The 25,066-nt window shown below is 60.9% G+C and carries 15 protein-coding genes and 4 tRNA genes; 3 read left to right on the forward strand and 16 right to left on the reverse strand.

Annotated elements, in window-relative coordinates; all coding sequences use genetic code 11:
* Window positions 1-42: 42 nt before the first annotated feature.
* The 11 genes from EBB56_RS15880 to EBB56_RS15930 all read right to left on the reverse strand — a co-directional run bounded on the left by EBB56_RS15880 (window position 43) and on the right by EBB56_RS15930 (window position 10,649).
* Window positions 43-1,104: a GTP-binding protein gene (locus EBB56_RS15880; RefSeq protein WP_124804791.1), complete on the reverse strand. Its 1,062-nt coding sequence runs from the start codon at window positions 1,102-1,104 to the stop codon at window positions 43-45.
* Between the two features lie 326 nt (window positions 1,105-1,430).
* Window positions 1,431-3,251, reverse strand: a complete 1,821-nt coding sequence (locus tag EBB56_RS15885; protein ID WP_045993748.1) for a SurA N-terminal domain-containing protein — start codon at window positions 3,249-3,251, stop codon at window positions 1,431-1,433.
* A 193-nt stretch (window positions 3,252-3,444) separates the two neighbouring features.
* A complete protein-coding gene (gene hupB / locus EBB56_RS15890) occupies window positions 3,445-3,717 on the reverse strand; it encodes a nucleoid-associated protein HU-beta (RefSeq protein WP_045993749.1) in 273 nt (90 codons plus the stop codon).
* A gap of 176 nt (window positions 3,718-3,893) precedes the next feature.
* A complete protein-coding gene (gene lon / locus EBB56_RS15895; protein WP_124804792.1) occupies window positions 3,894-6,302 on the reverse strand; it encodes an endopeptidase La in 2,409 nt (802 codons plus the stop codon).
* A 163-nt stretch (window positions 6,303-6,465) separates the two neighbouring features.
* Window positions 6,466-7,755: an ATP-dependent Clp protease ATP-binding subunit ClpX gene (gene clpX, locus EBB56_RS15900; RefSeq protein ID WP_045993751.1), complete on the reverse strand. Its 1,290-nt coding sequence runs from the start codon at window positions 7,753-7,755 to the stop codon at window positions 6,466-6,468.
* Between the two features lie 75 nt (window positions 7,756-7,830).
* Entirely contained in the window at window positions 7,831-8,451 is a 621-nt protein-coding gene (gene clpP, locus EBB56_RS15905; RefSeq protein WP_045993752.1) for an ATP-dependent Clp endopeptidase proteolytic subunit ClpP, read from the reverse strand.
* 73 nt (window positions 8,452-8,524) lie between these two features.
* Window positions 8,525-9,865 (reverse strand): trigger factor, encoded by a 1,341-nt coding sequence (gene tig, locus EBB56_RS15910; protein ID WP_045993753.1) that lies wholly within the window; start codon window positions 9,863-9,865, stop codon window positions 8,525-8,527.
* A gap of 286 nt (window positions 9,866-10,151) precedes the next feature.
* A tRNA-His gene (locus tag EBB56_RS15915) sits at window positions 10,152-10,226 on the reverse strand.
* Between the two features lie 58 nt (window positions 10,227-10,284).
* Window positions 10,285-10,359 (reverse strand) — tRNA-His (locus EBB56_RS15920).
* A gap of 67 nt (window positions 10,360-10,426) precedes the next feature.
* A tRNA-Arg gene (locus EBB56_RS15925) sits at window positions 10,427-10,503 on the reverse strand.
* A 69-nt stretch (window positions 10,504-10,572) separates the two neighbouring features.
* Window positions 10,573-10,649, reverse strand: a tRNA-Pro gene (locus EBB56_RS15930).
* Between the two features lie 203 nt (window positions 10,650-10,852).
* Here EBB56_RS15930 and folD point away from each other — a divergent pair.
* The 3 genes from folD (at window position 10,853) to mtnN (ending at window position 13,048) form a co-directional block, all read left to right on the forward strand.
* Entirely contained in the window at window positions 10,853-11,731 is an 879-nt protein-coding gene (folD, locus tag EBB56_RS15935; RefSeq protein WP_045993754.1) for a bifunctional methylenetetrahydrofolate dehydrogenase/methenyltetrahydrofolate cyclohydrolase FolD, read from the forward strand.
* Window positions 11,732-11,814: 83 nt separating this feature from the next.
* The gene (locus EBB56_RS15940; protein WP_045993755.1) at window positions 11,815-12,282 is read left to right on the forward strand and encodes an S-ribosylhomocysteine lyase; all 468 of its coding nucleotides are present in this window, start codon (window positions 11,815-11,817) and stop codon (window positions 12,280-12,282) included.
* Between the two features lie 28 nt (window positions 12,283-12,310).
* Window positions 12,311-13,048, forward strand: a complete 738-nt coding sequence (mtnN, locus tag EBB56_RS15945) for a 5'-methylthioadenosine/S-adenosylhomocysteine nucleosidase (RefSeq protein WP_124804793.1) — start codon at window positions 12,311-12,313, stop codon at window positions 13,046-13,048.
* A gap of 76 nt (window positions 13,049-13,124) precedes the next feature.
* Here mtnN and EBB56_RS15950 read toward each other — a convergent pair whose 3' ends face one another.
* The 5 genes from EBB56_RS15950 to EBB56_RS15970 form a co-directional block, all read right to left on the reverse strand.
* The gene (locus EBB56_RS15950; RefSeq protein ID WP_124804794.1) at window positions 13,125-14,132 is read right to left on the reverse strand and encodes a DUF5801 repeats-in-toxin domain-containing protein; all 1,008 of its coding nucleotides are present in this window, start codon (window positions 14,130-14,132) and stop codon (window positions 13,125-13,127) included.
* 301 nt (window positions 14,133-14,433) lie between these two features.
* The gene (locus EBB56_RS15955) at window positions 14,434-20,502 is read right to left on the reverse strand and encodes a retention module-containing protein (protein ID WP_124804795.1); all 6,069 of its coding nucleotides are present in this window, start codon (window positions 20,500-20,502) and stop codon (window positions 14,434-14,436) included.
* Window positions 20,503-20,851: 349 nt separating this feature from the next.
* A complete protein-coding gene (locus EBB56_RS15960) occupies window positions 20,852-21,451 on the reverse strand; it encodes a response regulator transcription factor (RefSeq protein ID WP_045993759.1) in 600 nt (199 codons plus the stop codon).
* Window positions 21,451-22,869: an HlyD family type I secretion periplasmic adaptor subunit gene (locus tag EBB56_RS15965; protein WP_045993760.1), complete on the reverse strand. Its 1,419-nt coding sequence runs from the start codon at window positions 22,867-22,869 to the stop codon at window positions 21,451-21,453. Before EBB56_RS15965 ends, EBB56_RS15960 begins: the two co-directional genes overlap by 1 nt.
* On the reverse strand, window positions 22,869-24,974 hold the full coding sequence (locus EBB56_RS15970) for a type I secretion system permease/ATPase (protein WP_108133366.1): 2,106 nt from the start codon (window positions 24,972-24,974) through the stop codon (window positions 22,869-22,871). The genes EBB56_RS15965 and EBB56_RS15970 overlap by 1 nt, the downstream gene beginning before the upstream one ends.
* Window positions 24,975-25,066: the final 92 nt, after the last annotated feature.

The following is a 25,066-nucleotide window of genomic DNA, read 5'->3' on the forward strand; positions in this document are numbered from 1 at the left end:
TGCCCGCCCTGGGCCTTCGGGCGTCGATGACACGCCGGACGCTCAGGCGTCCGGCCCCGCCTCACCCGACGGCCGACGTCGACACTGCTCGAGCGCCCGCTCCAGGCCATCGATATCGAGTTCCATATCCTCTGGCCAGATCATCTCGAGCCGCGAATCCTTGCGCCAGGACGCCTGAGCCTCCTTGCCGGGAACGGACGGAAGCGGGAAGGTGCGCCAGCCCCGGCCGGTTCGCATGACCCCTTTCACCCGCACGCCAGATGGCAGTTGCTTCCACCACTGGTCCAGCGCTGCGAGATCGAAGCACTCCTCGCGGTGCCAATGCCAGCTTGCGGAGCGATACCCCAGACCGTGTCCGTTCTGTCTTGCTGCACCACCGGCGATGGGCGCCGGGACCTCTGGCGTACCTGGCGACGAGTCGATCGTCTCGGCATGCAGCGAAGGCCGACGCAGCAGCAGACTCTGAGCATCGCCACGGACGTTCTGACGGCCTCGCGCCGGGGAGTCGAGCAGATGGCTGATCGGCAACCCTTTCGCGCCGCCTGGCACCATCCAGGATGGTGCCAAGCCACTCTCCTGGCGCCATCGTTCAACCCCTTGGCGATGCTCGTCCTCGAGCAGGTCCTGCATGGACAGCACCCATCCATCGGCCACTGCCAGCTGATCGATAAAGGTGGAGTGGTTAGTGACTCTGGGATCATCGAGACGGCGTGCATCGAGCACAGTGATGACCTGGCGGAGATCCAGCACCTGGGCAAGATCGCCGCCCCCCAGCACCTCCAGCAGGCCGGCCGGGTGGCCGAGCCCGGAGGGCTCGATCAGCAGTCGATCTGGCCGTTCGCGGCGCAGCAACTGCACCAGCACCGAGCGGAAGACCGTCGCCACCTGACAGCAGAGACACCCTCCTGGCACCCCCTGCACGGTGACGTCGTCGCGCTCCCCGACTATCGCTTGGTCGATGCCCACCTGACCAAATTCATTGATCAGGATTGCCCACCGCTCACCAACGGGTTTGCGATCGATCCAATGGCGGATCAACTGGCTCTTGCCGCTGCCGAGAAATCCGGTGATGACATGGGTGGGGATGCTGGCCAGTGGTTGCATGATGGTTCTTGGCTCCGGCTAGAAGATTGGCAGCAGATGACGACCAATAAGATAACGGTATAAATATAAACAGCCTATGCATATGCAGAGGCCTTGTGCGACGCTATACCCTGAACGCCGTATGCGCTTCACTAGAACGCAAGATAACGGTATAAAAAGAACCATCGAGCAGGCACGCAATACCCGAAACATCGCTCCAACAATCGTTCCAACAGGACTTCACAGGCCGGCGCCAACGAAAAGGAGCGCCAGATGGCGCTCCTTTTCGACAGCAGGGGGACCGCGACACGCGTGCGGCCCCTCTCCGCGCTGGCTAGACGAGTTGGCTAGTAACGCTCGATCTCGCCGGTATCGCGTAGATGGGTCAACAGGCCATCCAGCACCGCCTGGGCACGCAGCCGCTCGGCCATGCTGGCGACAAACTGCTCCATCTGCTGGTTACCCTCACCCTGGCCAATGCTCTCTAGGGCAATAAGACTGACATCGGCGCCATCGACCGCCCGGCCGTAAACCACCTGGCCCTCTTCAGGATGCGGCAGCTTGAACGCGGTGGTCAGCACTGCATCGGGTACGCTGGGCGCGTCCTGACGGCTGATGTTGTCAGCACGCTGCCAATCGATGTCCAGAGACTGGCCCCCCTGCAGCTGCGACACTCGCTCTTCAGCAAGCTCGATCAAGGCGTCGCGGGTCTTGGCTTGACGCACCGCCGCTTCGACCTGGTCCTTCACCTGCTCCAGCGGGAGCGTCGCCGCGTCGCGGTGATCGAGCACCCGCAGCACCAGACGCCGCGAGCCATCCAGCTCGATGACCTCGCTGTTGAACCCCTCTCCAAGCACCTCATCGCTGAAGGCCTGGTCCATCACGCCAGGTTCGGCCAGTACGCCTTCAGCGCCTTCACGACCGACCCAATCACTGGTCTGACGCTCGAGTCCAAGGTCGTCAGCCACACTCTGAAGATCGTCTGCAGCGAAGCTCTCGTCGATCAACTGCTGGGCCTTGTCATTGAAGGCGTCGCGCACCTGTGCCTGAGCAAGTTGATCACGCAGACGGTCACGCTCGGAGGCAAAGTCCGCACGATCGATCTCGGTCACCTTGATCAGGTGCAGTCCGTTGTCGGTCTCGACCGCCTCGGAGACCTGGCCCTCGTCGAGGGCAAAGGCGGCCTCTTCAAAGGCCTCGCCGAAGATACCCCGGGTGATCACCCCAAGATCGCCACCGTCGTCGCTGGTGGATGTGTCATCGGAGAACTCGGCCGCCAGATCGTCGAACGCGTCGCCATCGGCCAGTCGCGCCTTGATGGCTTCGATACGGGCCTCGGCCTCGTCTCTGCTGCGCTCGTCGCCGAAGGTCACCATGATGTGTGATATCTGACGATCGGCGTTCTCTGCCTGGGCTTCCCAGGCTTCGCGCAGGTCCTCCTCGCTCACCTCGATATCGGCGGCCATGGCCTCCTGGTCGAGCACGATGTAACCGAGCTTGACCTGCTCCGGCCGCAGGAATTCCTGCTGATGCTCGTTGTAGTAGGCTGTCATTTCCGCCTGAGACACCTCGACAGGCGCCTCGAGGTCCGCCTCGGTCAGCCGGTGGTAGCGGAAACTACGCGTCTGGCGCTGCAACTCGGCAAGCCGCTCGCGTTCACCTGGCAAGGTGAAGTCGCTGGCGATCAGGCCTTGCTGAATGTGCCCGCGCATGACGTCACGACTGAGCTGCTCGCGGAAGGACAATGGCGTATAGCCGACGCTGGAAAGACGGCTGCGGAAGAGCTCCTGGTCGAACTGGCCATCGGCATTCTGAAACTCCGGGCGACTGACGATCAACTGGTCGAGTTGATTGTCCGAAACCGCTAGTCCGCCGTTCTTGGCGTAGTCGATCATCAAGCGGTCACTGATCAAGCCTTCGAGCACTTCGCCGCGCAGCGCGCGCTCCTGGTCGGCCGGCACCTGGTTGGAGCGCATGGCGCGCTGGACATTCAGTTCGACCTGCTGGCGATTGATGGGCTCACCATTGACCGTGGCGACCTCATCGCCGGATTGTCCGAATAGACCAATCAACGACTCCACGCCAAACAGTGCCATGGTGACGATCACGGCACCAATGATGATCTTTGCGATCCAGCTCTGGGATCGGTCGCGAATACTCTGCAGCATGCATGCCTCTGCGAAAGGATGGGGATTCGTCGCGCACCAGTATACGCACCCGAGGGCCTGGCGCGACCTCCCCCAAACTCATGAAAAAGGCGCACCGCGATAGCGATGCGCCCTTGGCGAGTCCGGCGTAGGCGGTGGCCGCCAGACTCGTGTCAACGTGACGATGCTCGACGTGCCGCCGAGACCACGCGTCTTAGTTGACGGAATCCTTCAGAGCCTTGCCGGCCTTGAAGCTCGGCACCTTGGCGGCACTGATTTCGATCGGCTGACCGGTCTGCGGGTTGCGGCCGGTACGTGCAGCGCGCTCCTTGACGGAGAAGGTACCAAAGCCAACCAGTGAAACGCTGTCGCCCTGCTTCAGGCTCTCGGTCACGGATTCCACCATAGCATCCAGCGCGCGAGAAGCGGCGGCCTTCGGAATATCGGCAGACGCGGCAATGGCATCAATCAGCTCGGACTTGTTCACACTTCACCCCTTGACTATTACAGAAAAAATTCGAAACGGCGATACTTCTTGCCGACAGGCTCGATCGCAGCATGGCGATAATTTATAGCAATGCAGCAAAAGACCTGTCAAGCAACCTTCCTTGCCAATCCGCATGAACTCGGCATTCTACACCCAAGATCATGGAAAAAACGTCACTAGTGTGTGCTGACCATTGAGTGTGTCGCAGACGACTCTGTCGACAGTGAATCGTCGGTTTTTTGATCCACCTTTTGTGACAGAGCGAGCTCGAGCACTTCATCAATCCAGCGAACCGGATGGATCGTCAGAGCATCCTTGATATTTTCAGGGACCTCCTTGAGATCGCGACGGTTCTCCTCGGGTATTAGCACCGTCTTTATACCACCGCGCCTGGCCGCCAGCAATTTCTCCTTGAGCCCACCGATCGGCATGACTTCGCCTCTCAGGTTGACCTCACCGGTCATCGCAACGTCGCAACGCACAGGACGGTTGCAGAAAGCCGAGACCATGGCGGTCACCATGGCGATACCCGCGCTGGGGCCGTCCTTGGGGGTGGCTCCCTCCGGCACGTGGATATGCAGGTCTTCCTTCTCGAACCGCTCGGGATCGATCCCCAGCGCCTCGGCGCGGGCCCGCACCACCGTCTGGGCGGCACTCACCGACTCCTTCATGACGTCACCCAGTGAACCGGTCTTGTTGAGACGCCCCTTGCCAGGCGTCACCACCGACTCGATATTGAGCAACTCACCTCCCACCGAGGTCCAGGCGAGTCCGGTCACACGACCGACCTGGTCCTGCTGGTCGGCCAGACCGTAGCTGTAACGCCGCACGCCAGCGTAGGCTTCGATATCCTCGGCCGCCAGCGTCTGCGAGCCCAGGGCGCCTTCCTTGCCTTCCTTCTCGAGCCGCTCACGCAACACCTTGCGACTGACCTTGGCGATCTGCCGCTCGAGCTCGCGAACGCCGGCTTCGCGGGTGTAGTAGCGAATCAGCTCCAGCAGCGCATCCTCACCAAAGCTCAGCTCATCTTCCTTGAAGCCGTTAGCGGCCAGCTGCTTGGGCACCAGATAGCGCGTGGCGATGGCCAGCTTCTCATCCTCGGTGTACCCCGGGAGGCGTATCACCTCCATGCGGTCCAGCAGCGGCCCCGGAATATTCATCGAGTTGGCGGTACAGATGAACAGGGTTTCCGACAGATCGTAGTCCAGCTCCAGGTAGTGGTCACTGAAGGTGTTGTTCTGTTCGGGGTCCAGCACCTCAAGCAGCGCAGACGCAGGATCTCCACGATGGTCCATGCCGACCTTGTCGACCTCGTCAAGCAGGAACAACGGGTTCTTCACCCCCGCCTTGGCCATGCGCTGGATCGGCTTTCCGGGCAGAGAGCCGATATAGGTCCGGCGATGCCCACGGATTTCCGATTCATCACGCACGCCGCCGAGGGCCAGACGCACATACTTGCGATTGGTCGCCCGGGCGATGGACTTGCCCAGCGAGGTCTTGCCGACGCCGGGAGGCCCCACCAGACACAGCACCGGCCCCTTGAGCTTCTTGACCCGCTTGTGCACGGCCAGATACTCGAGGATGCGTTCCTTGACCTCATCCAGTCCATAGTGGTCCTCGTCGAGCACCTTCTGGGCATTGATCAGATCGTGCTTGACCCGGGTACGTTTCTTCCACGGTACCGACACCAGCCAGTCGAGGTAAGAGCGCACCACCGTCGCCTCCGCCGAGGAAGGTGACATCATGCGCAACTTGCCGAGCTCCTGGTTGGCCTTGTCGGCGGCCTCCTTGGGCATCCCGGAGTCCTTGATGGCCTGCTCGTACTTGTCGGCCTCGTTTGGCGCGTTCTCGAGCTCGCCCATCTCCTTCTGGATGGCCTTCATCTGCTCGTTGAGGTAGTACTCGCGCTGGGACTTCTCCATCTGGTCCTTGACCCTGGAGCGAATGCGCTTCTCTACCTGCAGCAGGTCGATCTCGGCTTCGATCAGCGCCATCAGGTGCTCGATACGATCGCGGACGCGATCCATCTCGAGCAATTCCTGCTTGTCGCCGATCTTCAGCGACAGATGGGCGCAGATCGTATCCACCAGGCGGCTGGGATCCTCGATCCCGGCCAGCGAATTCAGTACCTCGTTGGGCACCTTCTTCGACATCTTGACGTACTGCTCGAACTGGTTGAGCAGCACCCGCACCAACGACTCCTGCTCACGCTCGCTCAGGGGCTCGCTGGAACGCAGTATCACCTGGGCCGTGGAGTAACCCTCTTCGGCTACCGAGATCTCACCGATATCGGCGCGAGACTCGCCCTCGATCAGCACCTTGACGGTACCGTCCGGGAGTTTCAGCAGCTGCATGATCTCGGCTACCGTGCCGATGGCGAACAGATCTTCGTCATCGGGATCATCCTTGCTCGCCTCACGCTGGGCGACCAGCAAGACCCGCTTGTCATCCGCCATGGCGGCTTCCAGCGCTTGAATCGACTTCTCTCTGCCGACAAACAAGGGGATGACCATCTGCGGGTATACCACCACGTCACGCAGTGGCAAAAGGGGCAGACTCATAGTCTGTTCGGCGTTCTGCTGCATCGCAGACGTTCCTCAAACTTAGCGGGTGAAACCTAAGGGGATGGGGGCAGCCCCGAGGCATTGCAAGGGGAAACGCCTAGCCGAATCGCCATCGAAGGCTCCGGCAGACAAAGGGGCCGCGTCTGCGGCCCCTTTTGACGGCGTCGCGGGAAGCGCTGACGGACTAGCCGTCGGTGCCGTCCACGCGAGTGTCTTCCTCAGCGTCGCTGGCCTGGCTGTAGATCAGCAGGGGATCACTCTCCCCACCGATGACAGAGGCGTCGATAACCACCTTGCTGACGCCCTCGAGAGAGGGAATCTCGTACATGGTGTCGAGCAGCACCGACTCGAGAATCGAACGTAGGCCACGGGCGCCGGTCTTGCGCGCCATTGCCTTGTGGGCCACCGCGCGCAGGGCATCCTCGCGGAAGTCCAGCTCGACGCCTTCCATGTCGAACAACCGAGCGTACTGCTTGACCAGCGAGTTCTTCGGCTCGGTCAGAATCTGAATCAGTGCGTCTTCGGTCAGCTCGGTCAAGGTTGCGATGACCGGCAGACGTCCGACGAACTCGGGAATCAGGCCGAACTTGACCAGATCCTCGGGTTCCACGTCCAGCAGCAGATCGCCGACACCCTTGGTCTCATCCTTGCTCTTGACCTCGGCATTGAAGCCAATGCCACCGGTCTCGGCACGATCCCGGATAACCTTGTCGAGGCCGGCGAAGGCACCGCCGACGATAAACAGGATATTGCCGGTATCGACCTGCAGAAACTCCTGCTGCGGATGCTTGCGACCACCTTGCGGAGGCACCGAGGCCGTGGTGCCCTCGATCAGCTTCAACAGCGCCTGCTGCACGCCCTCGCCAGAAACATCCCGGGTGATCGACGGATTGTCCGACTTGCGCGAGATCTTGTCGATCTCGTCGATGTAGACAATGCCACGCTCGGCCTTGTCCACGTCGTAGTCGCACTTCTGCAGCAGCTTCTGGATGATGTTCTCGACATCCTCGCCGACGTAGCCCGCTTCGGTCAGCGTGGTGGCATCGGCGATGGTGAAGGGAACATTGAGCAACCGCGCCAGGGTCTCCGCCAGCAGAGTCTTGCCGCTACCGGTGGGCCCGATCAGCAGGATGTTCGACTTGCCGAGCTCGACCTCATCCTTGCCACTGTGACGCAGACGCTTGTAGTGGTTGTACACGGCCACCGACAGCACCGTCTTGGCGCGGTCCTGACCGATCACGTAGTCGTCGAGGGTGTGTCGAATTTCGCGCGGAACGGGCAGACGCTCCTCGTCGCTCTCGGCATCGGCATCGAGAACTTCTTCGCGAATGATGTCGTTGCAGAGATCGACACACTCATCGCAGATATAAACGGACGGACCGGCGATCAGCTTGCGTACTTCGTTCTGGTTCTTGCCACAGAACGAACAATACAGAAGCTTGCCGTTGTCGTCCTTGCCTTTGCCGTCGGCCATTCGCGTACCTCTCTGGCAGCGGTGGCCCCAGGGGCCACCGGTAATCACGTAGTCATCGCGCGAGCTATCACGCTATCAGGATGCCGGGCGCTTATCCAGCACTGCGTCGATCAGGCCATACTCCGCGGCCTGGGCGCCGTTCATGAAGTTGTCGCGATCGGTATCCTTGGCGATGGTCTCGATATCCTGGCCGGTGTGGTGCGCCAGGATCTGGTTCAGTCGCTCGCGGATGCCCAAAATTTCACGGGTGTGAATCTCGATGTCCGAGGCCTGCCCCTGATAGCCACCCAGCGGCTGGTGGATCATCATCCGCGAGTTGGGCAGGCAATAGCGCTTGCCAGCGGCACCACCGGCCAGCAGCAGGGCTCCCATGCTCGCCGCCTGACCGATACAGACGGTCGAGACGTCAGGCTTGATGAACTGCATGGTGTCGTAGATGGACATCCCCGCCGTCACCGAACCGCCGGGCGAATTGATGTAAAGGTGGATGTCCTTGTCCGGGTTCTCGGACTCCAGGAACAACAGCTGGGCGACCAGCAGGTTGGCCATATAGTCTTCGACCGGCCCCACCAGGAAGATCACCCGCTCCTTCAACAGCCGGGAGTAGATGTCGTAGGCACGCTCGCCGCGGGCGCTCTGCTCGACCACCATGGGCACAAGGCCGCCGGCAGCGTTGATATCGAACTCGGTGTTCATGAGGAGATGTCCTTGTTTCCTTGCGTGACAAAACGACGAAGCCGGCCCGACGGGGCCGGCCAGGAGAGGCGCCTCAAGCGTCCTCGCCTTCCTCCGCCTCGTCGCCCGGCTGCTGCTGCGCGGCAGCCAGGGCCTGCTGGTAGGACATTTCCACGTCCTTCACATTGGCCTGATCGAGCAAAGCGTCGACGGCCTTTTCTTCCAGCAGTGCAGACTTGACCTGGGTCTTCATCTGCTCGTTGCCCATATAGTACTCGACGACCTGCTCGGGCTCCTGATACTGCTGTGCAAGCTCCTCGACCTTTGCCTTGATCTCGTCGTCGGAAGCATCCAGCTCGTTGACCTTGATCACCTCAGCCAGCAGCAGACCGACCTGCACGCGGCTCTTGGCCTGTTCGGTAAACAGCTCGTTGGGCAACTGGCTGACGTCGAAGTCCTCGCCCAGACCAAACTGCTGCGCCGCCTGACGCTTGAGGCCATCGACCTCCTGCTGGACCAGCGACTCGGGAACGGGGATCTCGTTGGCCTGCTTGAGGGCCTCGAGCACCTGCTGCTTGACGCGATTCTCGACCGCCTGGTCAGCCTCACGGCTCATGTTCTTCTTGACCTCGGCGCGGAACGCCTCGACGTCACCACCTTCGACACCGAATTTCTCGATGAATTCCGCATCGACTTCCGGCAGCGCCTGGCCCTTGACCGCGTTGACCTTGACCTTGAAGGTCGCTTCCTGGCCGGCCAGCTGCTCTGCCTGGTAGTCCTCGGGGAAGGTCACGCTGATGACCTTGTCCTCACCCGCCTTGGCACCTTCGAGCTGATCCTCGAAGCCGGGGATGAAGCTGCCGGAACCCAGCACCAGATCGTGGCTCTCGGCGCTGCCGCCTTCAAACGGCTCGTCACCCAGGAAGCCCTGGAAGTCGATATTGACCTGATCGCCCTGCTCTGCAGCACGCTCAACCTCTTCCCAGGCAGCGTTCTGCTTGCGCAGCGTCTCGATCATCTCGTCGACGTCGGCATCGGTCACTTCAACCACCGGACGCTCGACCTCGGCGCCTTCAATGGTCGCCAGCTCGAACTCAGGATAGACCTCGAGGGTGGCCGTGAACTCCAGGTCCTTGCCGGTCTCGTTGACGGTGGCTTCGATCTGCGGGTAGCCGGCCGGATTGAGCTTCTCATCGGTAATGGCGCGAACATAGCGCTCACGCATGACCTCGCCCACCACCTCGTTGCGCACATCAGCACCATAGCGCTGGCGGATGACCGACATCGGCACCTTGCCCTTGCGGAAACCGTCGAGACGAACGTTCTTGGCGGCATCCTTGAGACGGGCGGCGACGGCCTCGTCGATCTCGGCGGCCGGCACCTGGACGTTGATGCGGCGTTCGATCTGGGAGGTCGTATCGACGGAAACTTGCATGAATAATCCTCTACCGACTGGGGGCGTACTGAAAAATTGAAAACGTCAAAGGGGAGATTCTAAGAATCCCGCCGGGCACTGGCAAGCGCCAACGCCCACAACATGGGGCCTGGCATGTCTTTTACAAGGGGCTATCGGAAAATTCGTGGCCACCGAATGACGACACGACCGCCGCCGAGGGCGAAACACAGGCACGACAAAACGCCGGACAAGCAACTTTGCCTGCCAGCTTCAGATTCGACAACGACTTGTTCAAGAAAGAAACTCGGGGAAGGAATCAGGTTGATGGGGTGGATGATGGGGATCGAACCCACGACCACCGGAGCCACAATCCGGGGCTCTACCACTGAGCTACATCCACCACAACCTGTCAGCTACCGAACCCACGTTCGGGCTTGACCACACTTGCATCGCCTGAATGGGGTGGATGATGGGGATCGAACCCACGACCACCGGAGCCACAATCCGGGGCTCTACCACTGAGCTACATCCACCATATCAGGACAATACCGCTACAACCTTTGCCCGAGCCTGTCAAAAGCAGCTACCAGCAAACTTCACTGGCGCGCCCAGCAGGACTCGAACCTGCAACCTACGGCTTAGAAGGCCGTTGCTCTATCCGGTTGAGCTATAGGCGCATTCTACAGAACCGAACTCTTCACCACAACCCGCTTTTCGAGAAAAACTTCTTCTCCAACAAGCTGTTGTGGTCGGGGTGGAGGGATTCGAACCCCCGACATCCTGCTCCCAAAGCAGGCGCGCTACCAGACTGCGCTACACCCCGCCGGCCAGCCGCTCGGCCATGCAAACCGCCGAAGCAGTCTCTGCAAGCGCTGCGTATTCTACGGAACTTTCCCGCCAAGTCAACAGGCTACCGAGACATTCCTGTTGTCATTCGGGCTCAAGCTTTGCCTGGATGGCGGAGCGTGCGAAAATCCGTGGCCGCCAATTTCATCCAGCACACCCACTTCTGACCGAGGGAACCCCATGACCGCCCAGCTCATCGATGGCAAGTCCATTGCCGCCACAGTACGCCAGCAGGTCGCCCGTCAGGTACAGGCGCGGATCGATGCCGGAGAACGCATCCCGGGGCTTGCTGTGGTGCTGGTCGGTGAAGACCCCGCCTCCCACGTCTATGTACGCAACAAGCATCGCGCCTGCGAGCAGGCGGGTATTTCATCTGTTCAACACGCCCTGCCCGCTTCCACATCACAGGCAGAGCTCGAAGCCCTGGTCGACCAGCTCAACGCCGACGCATCCATCGATGGCATTCTGGTTCAACTTCCGCTGCCCGACCACCTGGACGCTCGCCCTATCCTCGAGCGCATCCTGCCAAGCAAGGACGTGGACGGCTTCCATCCCTACAACCTGGGACGGCTGGCCCAACGTCTGCCGCTGCTGCGCCCCTGCACCCCCAAGGGCGTGATGACGCTGCTGCATCACTCGGGTCTGGCGGTGCGAGGCCTCGACGCCACGGTGGTCGGTGCCTCCAATATCGTGGGACGGCCGATGGCACTGGAATTGATGCTGGCGGGCTGCACGACCACCGTCTGTCACCGCTTTACCCGTGACCTCGAGGCTCAGGTACGCAAGGCGGAACTGCTGGTGGTTGCGGTCGGAAAACCAGGACTGGTGAAAGGCGAATGGGTACGTGACGGCGCGATCGTCATCGATGTGGGCATCAATCGACAGGAAGATGGGCGCCTGGTGGGCGACGTCGACTTCGACGAGGCCGCCCGACGTGCAGGTCACATCACACCGGTCCCGGGTGGCGTTGGCCCGATGACGGTAGCCAGCCTGCTGGAAAACACCTTGATGGCCGCAGACATTCATGACGGCCAGCATCGCGAAACTCCCGACGGCTGAACCTGCACTTGCGACATCCATGCGTGATGGACTCAATTGACGTAGCATCGCGCCCATCCAACACAGGATCACGGAGACACTCCATGAGCGACAAGAAGATGAATGTCGAGAGCTTCAACCTCGACCACACCAAGGTTCGCGCCCCCTATGTGCGTCTGGCAGATATCAAGACCGGCGCCAACGGCGATCGCATCCACAAGTATGACTTGCGGATTTGCCAGCCCAACAAGGAGCACATGGAGATGCCTGCCCTGCACTCCCTGGAGCACCTGTTGGCCGAGCTGTCGCGCAACCACTCGGACAAGGTTGTCGATATCAGCCCCATGGGCTGCCAGACCGGCTTTTATATCGCCATGATCAACCACGACGACTACGACGACGTGCTGGCACTGATCGAGGGTACGCTCAACGACGTGCTGTCGGCGACCGAAGTTCCTGCCTGCAACGAAATGCAGTGTGGCTGGGCCGCATCCCACAGCCTGGAAGGCGCCCAGGAGCTGGCAAAAGGCCTGCTGGCCAAGCGTGACGAGTGGCACCAGGTCTTCGCCTGAGCCGAGGCTCCACCTCAAGAGGAATCGCATGAAACGCATTGGCATCATCGGAGCCATGGCGCAGGAAGTCGCCCAACTGGCGGCCCAGCTGGAAGACGTCAGGACCCGCACCCACGTCGGCTCCACCTTCTACATCGGCCGCCTGCATGGGGCCGAGGTCGTACTGCTGCAATCCGGGATCGGCAAGGTCAACGCCGCCATCGGGGCGACGCTGCTGCTGGACAACTACCAGCCCGAGGCGATCATCAACACGGGTTCCGCAGGCGGGTTCGGCGAAGGACTGTCGATCGGCGACGTGGTGGTGTCCAGCGAGGTGCGCCACCACGATGTCGACGCGGTGGTATTCGGCTACGAACATGGCCAGGTGCCCAATATGCCGGCGGCCTATCTCCCGGATGAACGCCTGGTTCGGGTGGCACGGGACTGCGTCGAAGGCATGGCTGAGGTCAAGGTGGTCGAGGGCCTGATCGCGACCGGCGACGTCTTCATGGCGTGCCCCGATCTTGTCTCGCGCACCCGCAACCGCTTTCCCACCATGCTGGCGGCAGAAATGGAGGCGGCCGCGATTGCCCAGACCTGCCACCTCTACGGTTGCCCCTTCGTGGTGATTCGCGCCTTGTCCGATATCGCCGGGCAAGGTGACAACCACCTGTCCTTCGAGGAATTCCTCGAGCAGGCGGCTGATCACTCCAGCCGTATGGTGACGGCAATGGTGCAACGGCTGGCGTCACCGCAACCTGCCGTTGACCGACAGCAGCCGGCCTGACAACTCTGTCTCGCCAGAAAGCACTGCCGTCATCCTGACAGCACGCCCGGCTACAGCCGGGCGTGCTGCCACTCGCTCAACCGATATCCGGCTGTGAACTCTCCAGCAGCCTGACCAGAAAGTCGTCACTGCTTCCGTCCATGGACACCCCCGTTAGCGTCACCTGAACATCCGCATTGCTGCCGTCCTGCAAGAGCCCTCCATCGAGCTTCACGTGGACCACGGTGTCTTCGCCATCTGCGATGGCCAGGACCTTTTCACCACCTTCCAGATCACCAATGTCTTCGAGCAACTCTCTTAGATCCAGCATATTGCCCAAGACATCGACCGCAGTGGCGTAGGAGCTGTCAGCGCTGGACGCAGGCTCTCCCAGACTCCAGGCCAGCTCATCCTCTTCCGCCAACAGCGGTAGCGCGGCTGCTCGGCTTGACCCTGCCATCGCGGCCCCGAAGCCCTCCGGATCGATGCCGGTGATGGTTGGCGTATCGTCATTGATCACCACCTCAAGCGTCCCGCTCACTGTCGAGCCATCCTTGTCGGTAGTGGCGTAGCCCAACTCGAGCGACAGATCGCTTTCCTGGCCGCCCTTCGGGTGGTCGACATCCTTGCTCAGGTAGACCACCACATCACCGGCCTCGGCATCCACCAGACTAATGGTCAGGACCCGCTCGCCATCAGCATCATTGCCCATCACGGTGTAGCCGTCTGAACTCACCACAAACTCGACTGGAGAGTCTCGGCTGGTCAACTCAGGCAGCCCGTCGAGATCCCAGCGGAAAGCACCCTGCACGGCAGCACCATCAGCCCCAGCGTCGAACCCGAGGTTGGCGCTCGCGCTGTCGTTGCAGCCGGTGTTCACCACCTCGGTTCCCGGGGCGTCGCCGGGACCGCCGGCGATACCTTTGGGCAGGCTGTGCTCGTCGAGCAGGCCCTTTCCCCTATCTACTCGAGCCACTCGCGTCGGCACTGTTACCAGAACACTCCCCTCTTCAAGGCGATCTCCCGCCAAGGCCACCTTCAGATTTCCTTCGGCGTCTTTTATCCAGACGCCTCCTGAAGCGGCGACGATTACGGCATCTTCCATGACACTTTACCTGTCCCTAATGCGATTTCATCCATACAACACTAAAAATGACAGGCAAGGGAGCACACGCACCGTACTAAAGAACAATCCTCGCACAAACGAAGGAAGAAATAGCGAAGCTGCAAAGCAAAACATGACAAAGCGTCAGCAGCTGGATCATGCCTCCTTTCCCGGCTTCGCTCGGACCACCACAGCCATCTCTGGCTGCTTCTGAAGGAAAGTCCTGCTGTTGATACTCGAATGTGAACTGACGCATACAAAAAGGGCCTGGCATCGCCAGGCCCTTTTGCAAAACGCATCGTCACTCGACGATCAATTGTCCATCATCAAGCATCTGCTGCAGCACCTGTTCACCACTTCCGGCCACACCGAGGCCGCCCAGTTCGATGGTCAGATCAGCGTTGTTCCCGGACGCGTCAATCCCGCCATCGGTCTTGATTTTCAGGAGAATATCCTCGCCTTCGTCGACAGCCACCAGATAGCTGGACAGGTCCGACGCAGCGCCATCGATCAACAGACCGCTCAGATCGAGCTTGTCAGCTTGATCGGTGGTTCCGAGAGTGAAGTCCTCGATACGATCAACAGAAGGGACCTCGGCGTCTGCGGCATCCCATACAAATTGATCACTATCCAGGCCTCCCCACAGAACATCGTCTCCTTTACCGCCCACCAGAACATCCTGCCCTGCCCCGCCTATCAGGACATCATCGCCCTCTTCACCATATAGCTCATCGATACCACCGTCCTGGCGCTCAAGGTTCATCAGTGAATCTACGTTGGCCAGAACATACGCCTTGACCTCATCAGTCGTTGGCGCGGTGCCATTGCCAAAATCGGGAGACCACTTCAGAAACTCATAGAGGCCTTCATAACCTAGACCATTGTGCTCACCCGATGAAAACTCCTCCCCGGAATCGCCGTTAACCCATTCGAGATCATCGGAGTTGACCGTGTCACCGAATACAAGATCATCCCCCGCCCCGGCAAACACCTGGTCACTCCCCAAGGGTTCTAGATCCGAGGTACTTGACCCCGTATCAAGAGCAAGATTTAGATCTTCCTCGGTGTTGACCACGTTGATCTCACCGGCGGAGCCGGTATAGGTATTGCCGTCTTCCAACGCAGTCTCGACGTCACCCGCCAGGATGTCGGTATTGTCAAAATGGCGGATGTAATCAACCAGACTATCTTCCCCTATGCCGATCCCGTGGACCGAATCAGCCACTTCGAGCAGTGCTTCGAAGGACGCCACCGATTCCTCCACCGCCACAAGAGAACCGGGCTCCAGCGGTTCGGGTATCACCAGCTTGCCATCCTCGTCCAGCCAGATTGTCGGTAGCCCGTCGGTGACAAAGACCGCCGTTGACTCGAAGCTGTTGATATCCGACATGCGGGTGAAGAAGTCCGTACTGGCAACGAAGCCTGCATCGAAATTGGTGGATCCCTTGGCTTCCATACCGAGGATATAGGCCCTGGCCGCAGCCAGGTCAGCACTACTGAAGTCTTCGAACACGACAGGATTTCGTGCTACGCCGTCGAAATCGATCAGTTGAAGATTCAAGGTACCTTCGAAGTCTGCCAGGGTCTCGAGCTGTCGCAGCATTGCTGCCTTCAGCAGCTCGAGGCGGGTATAGTTGCCCGATCCATCCGGCCTGGGCGTATCGACTTCTGCATTCATGCTGACCGACGAGTCGAGAATAAAGGAGAGGTTATAGTTGCCTGCTGGGTCGATGATGATCGTTGCCCCACCCTTGTCCGCGATGACGACATCGTCGCCCCCACCCGTGGTGATAGTATTGTTGGCATTGTTGCTCACCACGAGCTCGCCCGGGCCTGACAGGATCAAGGAAAGCTCACCGGACGCCTTGTCACCGTCGCCATCGGCAGCCTCGAGGGGCAGCGGCACCGATGCGTCTCCTGGCGCAGCCCCACGGACGATGTCCACGCTGCCAAGCCCAAAGGGTTCACCGTTCCCGCCTTCGATGATGATGGCCTGGATGCCCTCGGCGCTGTTGATGACAAACGACCAGCCATCCTGCAAGCCTTCAACCTTGAGATCCCCATCGATGACATCGATCTGAACCTCCGACGTCACATCCACGCCCCGTTGATCGAGAATGCGCAGGTCCCCGGCCGACAGCGGCAGAGGCTCATCTTCCCCCTGCTGTGACGAGTAGGCCCGGGCACTGAGCAGCAGGGTGGCTCGCGCGTTGTCAGCGCCAGCCATCGAGATACTCTGGCGAAACTCGCCGACGCGCACATGTGAGTCCCAGGACACCACACCGCCGGTTTCCTCGGCCCCCGCGACCATATCGACACGCAGCTGGTCTCCTTCATCAATCTGTCCCGCCCCGACGATGAGTGATCCGTCGGCAATCGCAACGCCGGCCACCGCGGAGAACACCAGCTGCGAATCAAGACCGCCCTCGGAGACATCCAGCACACCCTGGGTCGCGCTCTGCGAAATGGCGGTCGCCACGATGTCACCATCAAGCCGAATGAAAACAGACAGCTCACCTTCCCCGACAACGAGACGGGCCTGATTGCTTGATTCATCCAGCACCACGCTGAAGCCTACCTGTCCGGTGGCTGTCACCGCCTCCAGCTCGACCCCATTGTCGGCCAGCCTCCAGGACAGTGGTCCGCCATCCAACATGATGGTGTTGCCATTGACGTCTTCCACCGGCGCCTCATCCAGCGCACCGTCGAAGCGGATCGGGGCCCCTTGCCCATCCGCACCATACCCGCCCGGAATTGCCAGTTCTCCAGTGCTGCCATTTTCAAGCAGTAAAGCTTCCGAGACGATGCCCTCCGGCGCATCATCATCGATGCGAATGTCGAGCTGGCCGGATGCCTCGCTACCGTCAACATCGGCGACGGTGTAACCGACCGACATGGCCAGATCGTCCTCGGTGGAATTTTCCGGATGGTCGAGCGGACGCAGCAGGCTCACCTCGAAGGCACCGCTGGCGAGGTCTGTCAGGGTGATGCGCAGCGCCTCTTCGCCCGCTGCCGTGGCCGCCACCAGGCTCAGGCCATCATCCGACACGGCAAAATTCAGCACCTCACCGCGGGAGCTCAACGCCGGCAGACCCACCTGCGACCAGGCGAAGGCGCCGGTGCCTGCCGGGCCGTCGTCGCCGAAGTCGTAGCCGAGCGCACCGGTGATGACCGTGGCCTCGCCCGCGACATCGCCATCACCGCCAGGGATACCGCCATCCAGGCCATCCTCATCGAGCACCACCTCGTCCGGTGCCGCATCCGGATCACCGCCATCCGTTGGGGTGGTAGGCCCCGATGCGTCCAGGATCTCGCCACTGATATCCAGTTCGACGATGTCACCGTCACCATCGGTCACGCGAAGCACGACATCGACGTTCTGCGGCGTACTGTTGTCGAGTCCGCTGGCTGCCGTAAAGGACCAGCTACCGTCACCTCTCAGGGTCAGGTCGCCCTGCGCCAGGGTCAACGTGGTCTGCTCGTCACTGCCAGGCAGACTGGAAAAGCTCAGGGGCGCCCCATTGATCAGTACGTCGATGACGGAGAGTCCATCCGCGCCGGGGCTCAGAGACCAGTTGCCTTCGACGGTGGCGCCCTCGGCCACCTGGATAACGCCTGAGCTGGCGTTGGCGTCGATCAGGGTGTTCCCCGTGGTCACCGACGCCACCGGGGTATCATCATCGATGCGAATGTCGAGCTGGCCGGAAGCCTCGCTACCGTCAATATCGGCGACGGTATAGCCGACCGACATGGCCAGATCGTCCTCGGTGGAATTTTGCGGATGGTCGAGCGGACGCAGCAGGCTCACCTCGAAGGCACCGCTGGCGAGGTCTGTCAGGGTGATGCGCAGCGCCTCTTCGCCCGCTGCCGTGGCCGCCACCAGGCTCAGGCCATTATCCGACACGGCGAAATTCAGCACCTCACCGCGCGAGCTCAACGCCGGCAGACCCACCTGCGACCAGGCAAAGGCGCCGCTGCCTGCCGGGCCGTCGTCGCCGAAGTCGTAACCGAGCACACCGGTGATGACCGTGGCTTCGCCCGCGACATCGCCATCACCGCCGGGGATACCGCCATCCAGACCGTCCTCATCGAGCACTACCTCGGCAGGCGCCGCATCCGGATCACCGCCATCCGTTGGGGTGGTGGGCCCCGATGCATCCAGGATCTCGCCACTGATATCCAGTTCGACGACGTCACCGTCACCATCGGTCACGCGAAGCACGACATCGATGTTCTGCGGCGTACTGTTGTCGAGTCCGCTGGCTGCCGTAAAGGACCAGCTACCGTCACCCCTCAGGGTCAGGTCGCCCTGTGCCAGGGTCAACGTGGTCTGCTCGTCACTGCCAGGCAGACTGGAAAAGCTCAGGGGCGCCCCATTGATCAGTACGTCGATGACGGAGAATCCATCCGCGCCGGGGCTCAGAGACCAGTTGCCTTCGACGGTGGCGCCCTCGGCCACCTGGATAACGCCTGAGCTGGCGTTGGCGTCGATCAGGGTGTTCCCCGTGGTCACCGACGCCACCGGGGTATCATCGTCGATGCGAATGTCAAGCTGGCCGGATGCCTCGCTACCGTCAATATCGGCGACGGTATAGCCGACCGACATGGCCAGATCGTCCTCGGTGGAATTTTCCGGATGGTCGAGCGGACGCAGCAGGCTCACCTCGAAGGCACCGCTGGCGAGGTCTGTCAGGGTGATGCGCAGCGCCTCTTCGCCCGCTGCCGTGGCCGCCACCAGGCTCAGGCCATCATCCGACACGGCGAAATTCAGCACCTCACCGCGGGAGCTCAACGCCGGCAGACCCACCTGCGACCAGGCAAAGGCGCCGCTGACTGCCGGCCCGTCATCGCCGAAGTCGTAGCCGAGCGCACCGGTGATGACCGTGGCCTCGCCCGCGACATCGCCATCACCGCCGGGGATACCGCCATCCAGGCCGTCCTCATCGAGCACTACCTCGGCAGGCGCCGCATCCGGATCACCGCCATCCGTGGGTGTGGTCGGGACTGTTGCGTCGAAGATCTCGATACGCTGGTGAGCATCGGCTTGATCACCGTCTCCGTCGGTCTGTACCAGACTGAACTCCACCGACGGTGATGCTCCCTGATCGAGTCCGACGGCAGCGGTGAATGACCAACTTCCATCAGCCTCCACGATCAACCGTCCTTCCTCGAGCACGATCTCCTGTCCCAGCGCAAAGGACTCATCGATGCCAGCGACCGACACAACGAGACTGGCCACACCATCGGCACCATCAACGGCGCTCCAGCTCCCCTCGATGGTACTGCCTTCCCCCACCTCGGCGGGACCGCCCAGCTCGATGCCGGGAACATCATCGAGAATCAGCACATCCAGGCTGGCAGTGCGGCCGTCACCATCGACATCCGTCACCGTCACTTCGATCTGCTCCAGGAAGCCGCCATCGGTGGCCCCCTGCGTCTCGTCATTGTCGACGGTACTGGTCAGCTCAAAGTGGTAAAGCACGGTCCCGCCAGTGGCGTCACCCTGAAAACCATCAAGCCAGAGGATGCCATGGGGCGTATCGAGGGACCTGGGAGTCCCCTCCAGGGCCTGAAGGTCCGCCAGCGTCAAGGAGAGCGTCCCTCCCAACGTCAGCGCGCCGAGACCATCGGGAGTGTCGAAGTTGAAACTGCTGGACTGCGCCAAGGCGTCCGCCGATGGACGACTACCCTGGGCTAGCGCAGACTCTCGTACCACGAGCTCGGCACCTTCCAGCCCCCCCGGAAGATCACCAGCGTCTGGGTCTATACCAGAGCCGTCTGGACCACCTTCCAAGCCGCCTAGGCTGACATCGTTGTCTTCTTCCTCTTCGCCACCGTCCTCGCCAGGGTTGTCGCCATCGACGATATCTCCCAGGAATAGTCGGGGTTCCTGTCCATCGGACGAGTCCAGGCCGTACTCGAAGGCGAGTGGAGAAACCTGCTCGAGAATACGCAAAAGACGGACGAAAGAATGCCCATTGTCGTTGCCGGGGCCAGCACCCGGACCCGCGTCAGGCTCGTCGAAGACATCGAAGAGGTCCCGGCCCGATTCCAGCACCTCGAACACCTCTTCCAACTGCTCGTCCTGCAGCAGCGAAGCCTGAATCAACTCGGACGGGACAGTCTGCGCAAGAAGCAAATCATCTGAGGGAAACGATTGGGCGTCGCCCTGGCCCAGCGGCATTTCCATTGTCTCGCCTGATTCAAGCACCAGCGGTAGCTGTCCTGAACTTGACGAAACAACCACTCGCCCGTCATCTCCGGCGACAAGTCGCTGGCCTGGCTGCAGCACATCGCCGGGCCTGGCCACCCGCTGTTCGCCTGCCTGGTCGACAATCCACACACTTCCTGCGGTAGCAATGATATTCATGGGTTTAGCCCCGTGCTTTCTGCTTATTGGGTTTCCACAGAAAATAGGGGCGGCCCCGTGCGGGCGATACTGTCTAATAGGTCAAGTGGGAGAGTTCTCCATCGGAACAACCCACAAATGCACAGTTAAGAAGTGTTTATTGCAAAATATAAAGATAATCTCTTACTTCAACCAACGACTTTCCCAGACCGAAAAGTAACGGCACTATTCCAGGGCTCTATTTCCGGAGTAAGGTGCAGAGGCCGAGACGCCAGCACTTGACGACATCAGATCAACCGTTCTACCACAGAAAAAGGGGGCAAAAAGCCCCCTTTAAACTGTCGCGCGGTAATGACCACTTCTTTCGCCGTCAACGATCCCTGGAGAGGCGCAGGATCAACTGCATCCGATCCTTGACCCCCAACTTGCGGAAGACTGCCCCGAGGTGGGCCTTGACGGTTCGCTCGGTAATACCGAGCTCTCGCGCCACCAGCTTGTTGCTTTGGCCCTCCGCCACAGCCAGCGCAACATCCTTCTCGCGCTCGGTCAAACCTTCCAGCAAGTCGTGGTGCACGGCAGGCGCCCCACCCATGGCCTTGAAGACACCGCCCACCAGGCTGTCCATCAACTCGGGCCAAAGCCAGATGCCCCGGTGCCTCACCACGACATCGACCTGACGCAGCACTTCGGGGGTAGAAAGCGCGTGGACATAGCCCCTGGCGCCAGCGGTGAAGGCTTCATACGCTTCTGCGGAATGCGGGTTGAAGGACAGCACCGACACCAGCACTCCCTTGCTGGCCAAACGCGTGCACAGTCCCGTCCAGTCGCCGCCTTCAACCACTACCCAGGCGAGATCGCCCTTGACGGCATGGTCGATGACACTGTGAGGAGCGACCACTTCCAGTTCACTGAAGGCATCATTCCAGCGCGGTACCTCGCTACTTCCTTGGTAGACCAGGTATCGAGTCATCACCGCTCTCCCATCGCGTTACCCCAGGCGCGCAGTACCGGCTTCAGCAGGAACTGCATCACCGTTCGCTTGCCGGTCAGGATATCCACCTGAGCGGTCATGCCCGGGATGACATCCACCGCTTCGGCTTCAGCGCTGTCTTCGGTTCGCACTCGAACCCGATAGTAGGTGTTTCCCTCTTCATCGGTAGTAGTGTCGGCGCTGATGTGCTCCAGCTGGGCATCCAACCCGCCATAGATGGAGAAGTCATAGGCCGTCAACTTGATGGTCGCAGGCAGGCCCGGGCGTAGAAACGCGATGTCCTGCGGCGCGATCTTGGCCTCGACCACCAGGGCGTCGTCTGTCGGGACGATATCCACCACCTCCTGACCGGGCTGAGCCACCCCGCCGATCGTATTGATCGCCAGACGCTGAACGACACCATCGACCGGCGAGCGTATCTCGGAGAGACGCACCCTGTCCTGAAGCCCCTCGCTGGACTCGTCCAGGGCCGACAGTTCACCCAGGGTCGCCGACAGCTCCTGACGCCACTCATTGCGCGCCTTCGCATCGACCTCACGAAGCTCACCCAGCGCCTCCTGAATCGCCGACTCCAGCCGCGACACCTGAGCCGTCGCTTGATTGCGCTCACCACTCGCCCTGGAGACCTCACGCTGCAAGCGCAGCACTTCAACCTCTGAGACCGCCCCGCTGGACAGCAGAGGGCGCGTCATGTTGAGTTCCTGACTGGCAAGATTCAGCTCGCGACTGGCTGCGTTGCGACGCGCAGTCGCCTCGTTGAGCTCCGCCCGGCGCTGTGCCAGTCGCTCCTGCAGTATCTGCTTCTGCTCATCCAGCGTTTCCAGACTACTGTGGTATAGCTCGCGCTCACGGGAGACGATATTGGGCGCCTGCTCGATCAATGCCTCCGACGGAGAGAAGTCCGACCCGGTAGCCAGCGCCCTCAGTCGCTCGGCCTTGGCTTGCAGGGTTTCCGCCTTCGCCCGGTTCTCGTTGAAGTTCGAGAGAAAACGCGTCGGGTCGATGCGCATCAGCAGATCGCCGGTGGAAACAAAATCACCTTCGCTGACGCGAATCTCCTGAACCACGCCTCCATCGAAGCTTTGCACCCGCTGAAGCTGGCTGGAGGGTATGACCCTGCCGCTACCGCGTGTCACCTCATCGATCGGCGCAAAGCAGGCCCAGACGATCACGCAGATGATCGCTACGACAACCATGTACAGCATCAGCCTGGCGCGCAGAGGATCCTGCTGCATTCGCGCCCAGTCTGCGTCGCTCGCCCAATCTCTGTTGAGATGGGATGCGCTGACGCGACGCGCAAACAACCGGTCGATAAAGGGGCGAAAGACTTTGCCACCTTTGCGTGATACGCGACCGACGCCTTCGAATCCCTTCTGTTCGGCACTCTTGCTGGACATCAGCTGGCCCTCCCGATCTGGCCTTTGCGCAGCGCATCCATGACGCTGTCACGCTCACCATCTGCGACCACCTTGCCAGAGTCGATGACCACGATACGATCCACCAGCGACAGCAGTGACGTGCGGTGCGTCACCACCACCATCGTCTTGCCCCCAGCGTAATCCTTGAGGTTGCGCTTGAAGGCCTCCTCGCTGGCGTGGTCCATGGCGCTGGTCGGCTCATCCAGCAACAAGATCGCCGGGTCGTGCACGATGGCTCGCGCGATCGCTACCGCCTGCTTCTGACCACCCGAAAGCATCTGTCCGCCTTCGCCTACCTGCAGCTCGACGCCCTGAGGGTGTGTGCTGACGAGTCCATCGAGCCCACTGATACGGATGGCCTTGAGCAGCAGATCGTCATCCACCCCTTCGCTGCCGGCACCGGCGATGATGTTGTCCTTCAGTGAGCCGTAAAACAGGCGAACGTCCTGAGGCACATAGCCGATATGTCGCCTCAACTGCAGAGGGTCGAACTGACGAATGTCCACATCGTCGATCAGCACCGCTCCCGACGTCGGCTGGTACAGACCGAGCAACAACTTCTGCAACGTGGTCTTGCCACAGCCAACTCGCCCCAGCAGCGCCACCTTCTGGCCTGGTGCTATCGACAGAGAGACGTCGCGAAGGCTGTCATTCTCGGCCTGGGGGTAGCGGAAGGTAACCTTGTCGAACTTCACCAGCCCCTTGACGGCGGGACGATCGATGTAGCTCTTTTCCTCACGTTCCACCGGCATTTCCATCACTCTATCCAACGACTCCAGGGCCGTGGCCGATTGATGATACTGAGCCAGCAGTGCGGCGGCCTGACTGACCGGTGCCAGCGCACGAGACGACAGCATATAGGCAGCGATCAGCCCGCCCTGGGAGAGATTGCCGTCGATGATCAGATAGACGCCGATAAGGATGACGCAGATACCGACGGTATTCTGGGTCCACTGGGCGATACTGGTGACCGAGGTTCCGAGAAACTTCAGCTGAGCGCCGGTACGCGAAAGGAAGGCACTGGCCTGCTCCCATTGCCCCTGAACTCGGCTCTCGCCCCGCAGCGTCTTGACCGTCTCGAGCTGGGAGACCGATTCCACCAGAGTGGCGTTACGTTGCGCCCCTACCTTCAAGGTCGTTTCCGACAAGTCGTGCAGCTTTCCCTGGGCACCGAGGGCGTAGAGCAAGATAAACAGCACGCCAACCACGATAGGAATGACCAGTGCAGGTCCTATCAGGCCAATGATGGCGATGAACATCAGAACGAACGGCAGGTCCACCATGGCGATCACGGTGGCGGAGCCGATAAAGCTCCGAACCGACTCGAAGGATTGCAGCATCGAGACAAAGGAACCGGTCGAGGCAGGCTTGGCCTCCATCCGCATCCCCATGACGCGAGACATGATACGCGACGAGAGCTTGACGTCAGCTCGACTGGCCGCAAGATCGACAAAGCTCGAACGCATCAACCTGAGCGTCAAGTCGAATGCCAGTACGATCAATGCACCGATGGACAACACCCACAGTGTCTCGGTGGCGTGATTGGGCACCACGCGGTCATAGACATTGAGAACGAACAGGGGCATCGCCAGCGCGAAGATGTTGATGGCGACGGAGCCCAGTATCACGTCACGGTAAAGGCGTCTGTTTTCCTTGATCACGCTCCAGAACCAATGCCCAGAACGTTTCTCGTTGACATCCTTCGACCGGGCGTCGAAACGGAACCGCGGCCGCGTATAGATCGCCGTCCCGCTGTAACGTTCGTGAAGCTCGTCCAGCGAGATTTCTACCGACGCCTGCCCCAATTCGGGGTAAATCACCTGAGCGGTACGCGCCTTGACATCGATATCGAGCAATGCGCAGGCGCGCCCCGGCTCCAGCAACAGCACGACAGGGAATAGCGCAGGATTCAACTGAACGAGGCGACTCTTGACGAGTCGCGCCGTCAGCCCGGCACGTTCCGACGCCCGGGGAAATATCCCTGGCGTCAGTGCACCATCTTCCAACGGCAGCCCGGCTGTCAGGGAATCCGCACTGACATCATGCTCGTGATAGTGAGCAATCGACAGCAGCACTTCCAGCAACTCATCCTTGACTGGGCCTCTGTCTTCGTCCTGCTCCTGCGCTTCAGGTGTTGTAAATTCTGCTTCATCCGCAACTCGTGAATCGTCCACGT

The organism is Halomonas sp. YLB-10, assembly GCF_003856855.1.
Lineage (GTDB): Bacteria > Pseudomonadota > Gammaproteobacteria > Pseudomonadales > Halomonadaceae > Halomonas > Halomonas litopenaei.

Excerpts from the sequence above, each read along its gene's own strand:
- EBB56_RS15880 (WP_124804791.1), bottom strand. The coding sequence starts at position 1,104 with ATGCAACCACTGGCCAGCATCCCCACCCATGTCATCACCGGATTTCTC.
- EBB56_RS15885 (WP_045993748.1), bottom strand. The coding sequence starts at position 3,251 with ATGCTGCAGAGTATTCGCGACCGATCCCAGAGCTGGATCGCAAAGATC.
- lon (WP_124804792.1), bottom strand. The coding sequence starts at position 6,302 with ATGCAGCAGAACGCCGAACAGACTATGAGTCTGCCCCTTTTGCCACTG.
- clpX (WP_045993751.1), bottom strand. The coding sequence starts at position 7,755 with ATGGCCGACGGCAAAGGCAAGGACGACAACGGCAAGCTTCTGTATTGT.
- clpP (WP_045993752.1), bottom strand. The coding sequence starts at position 8,451 with ATGAACACCGAGTTCGATATCAACGCTGCCGGCGGCCTTGTGCCCATG.
- tig (WP_045993753.1), bottom strand. The coding sequence starts at position 9,865 with ATGCAAGTTTCCGTCGATACGACCTCCCAGATCGAACGCCGCATCAAC.
- folD (WP_045993754.1), top strand. The coding sequence starts at position 10,853 with ATGACCGCCCAGCTCATCGATGGCAAGTCCATTGCCGCCACAGTACGC.
- EBB56_RS15940 (WP_045993755.1), top strand. The coding sequence starts at position 11,815 with ATGAGCGACAAGAAGATGAATGTCGAGAGCTTCAACCTCGACCACACC.
- mtnN (WP_124804793.1), top strand. The coding sequence starts at position 12,311 with ATGAAACGCATTGGCATCATCGGAGCCATGGCGCAGGAAGTCGCCCAA.
- EBB56_RS15950 (WP_124804794.1), bottom strand. The coding sequence starts at position 14,132 with ATGGAAGATGCCGTAATCGTCGCCGCTTCAGGAGGCGTCTGGATAAAA.
- EBB56_RS15955 (WP_124804795.1), bottom strand. The coding sequence starts at position 20,502 with ATGAATATCATTGCTACCGCAGGAAGTGTGTGGATTGTCGACCAGGCA.
- EBB56_RS15960 (WP_045993759.1), bottom strand. The coding sequence starts at position 21,451 with ATGACTCGATACCTGGTCTACCAAGGAAGTAGCGAGGTACCGCGCTGG.
- EBB56_RS15965 (WP_045993760.1), bottom strand. The coding sequence starts at position 22,869 with ATGTCCAGCAAGAGTGCCGAACAGAAGGGATTCGAAGGCGTCGGTCGC.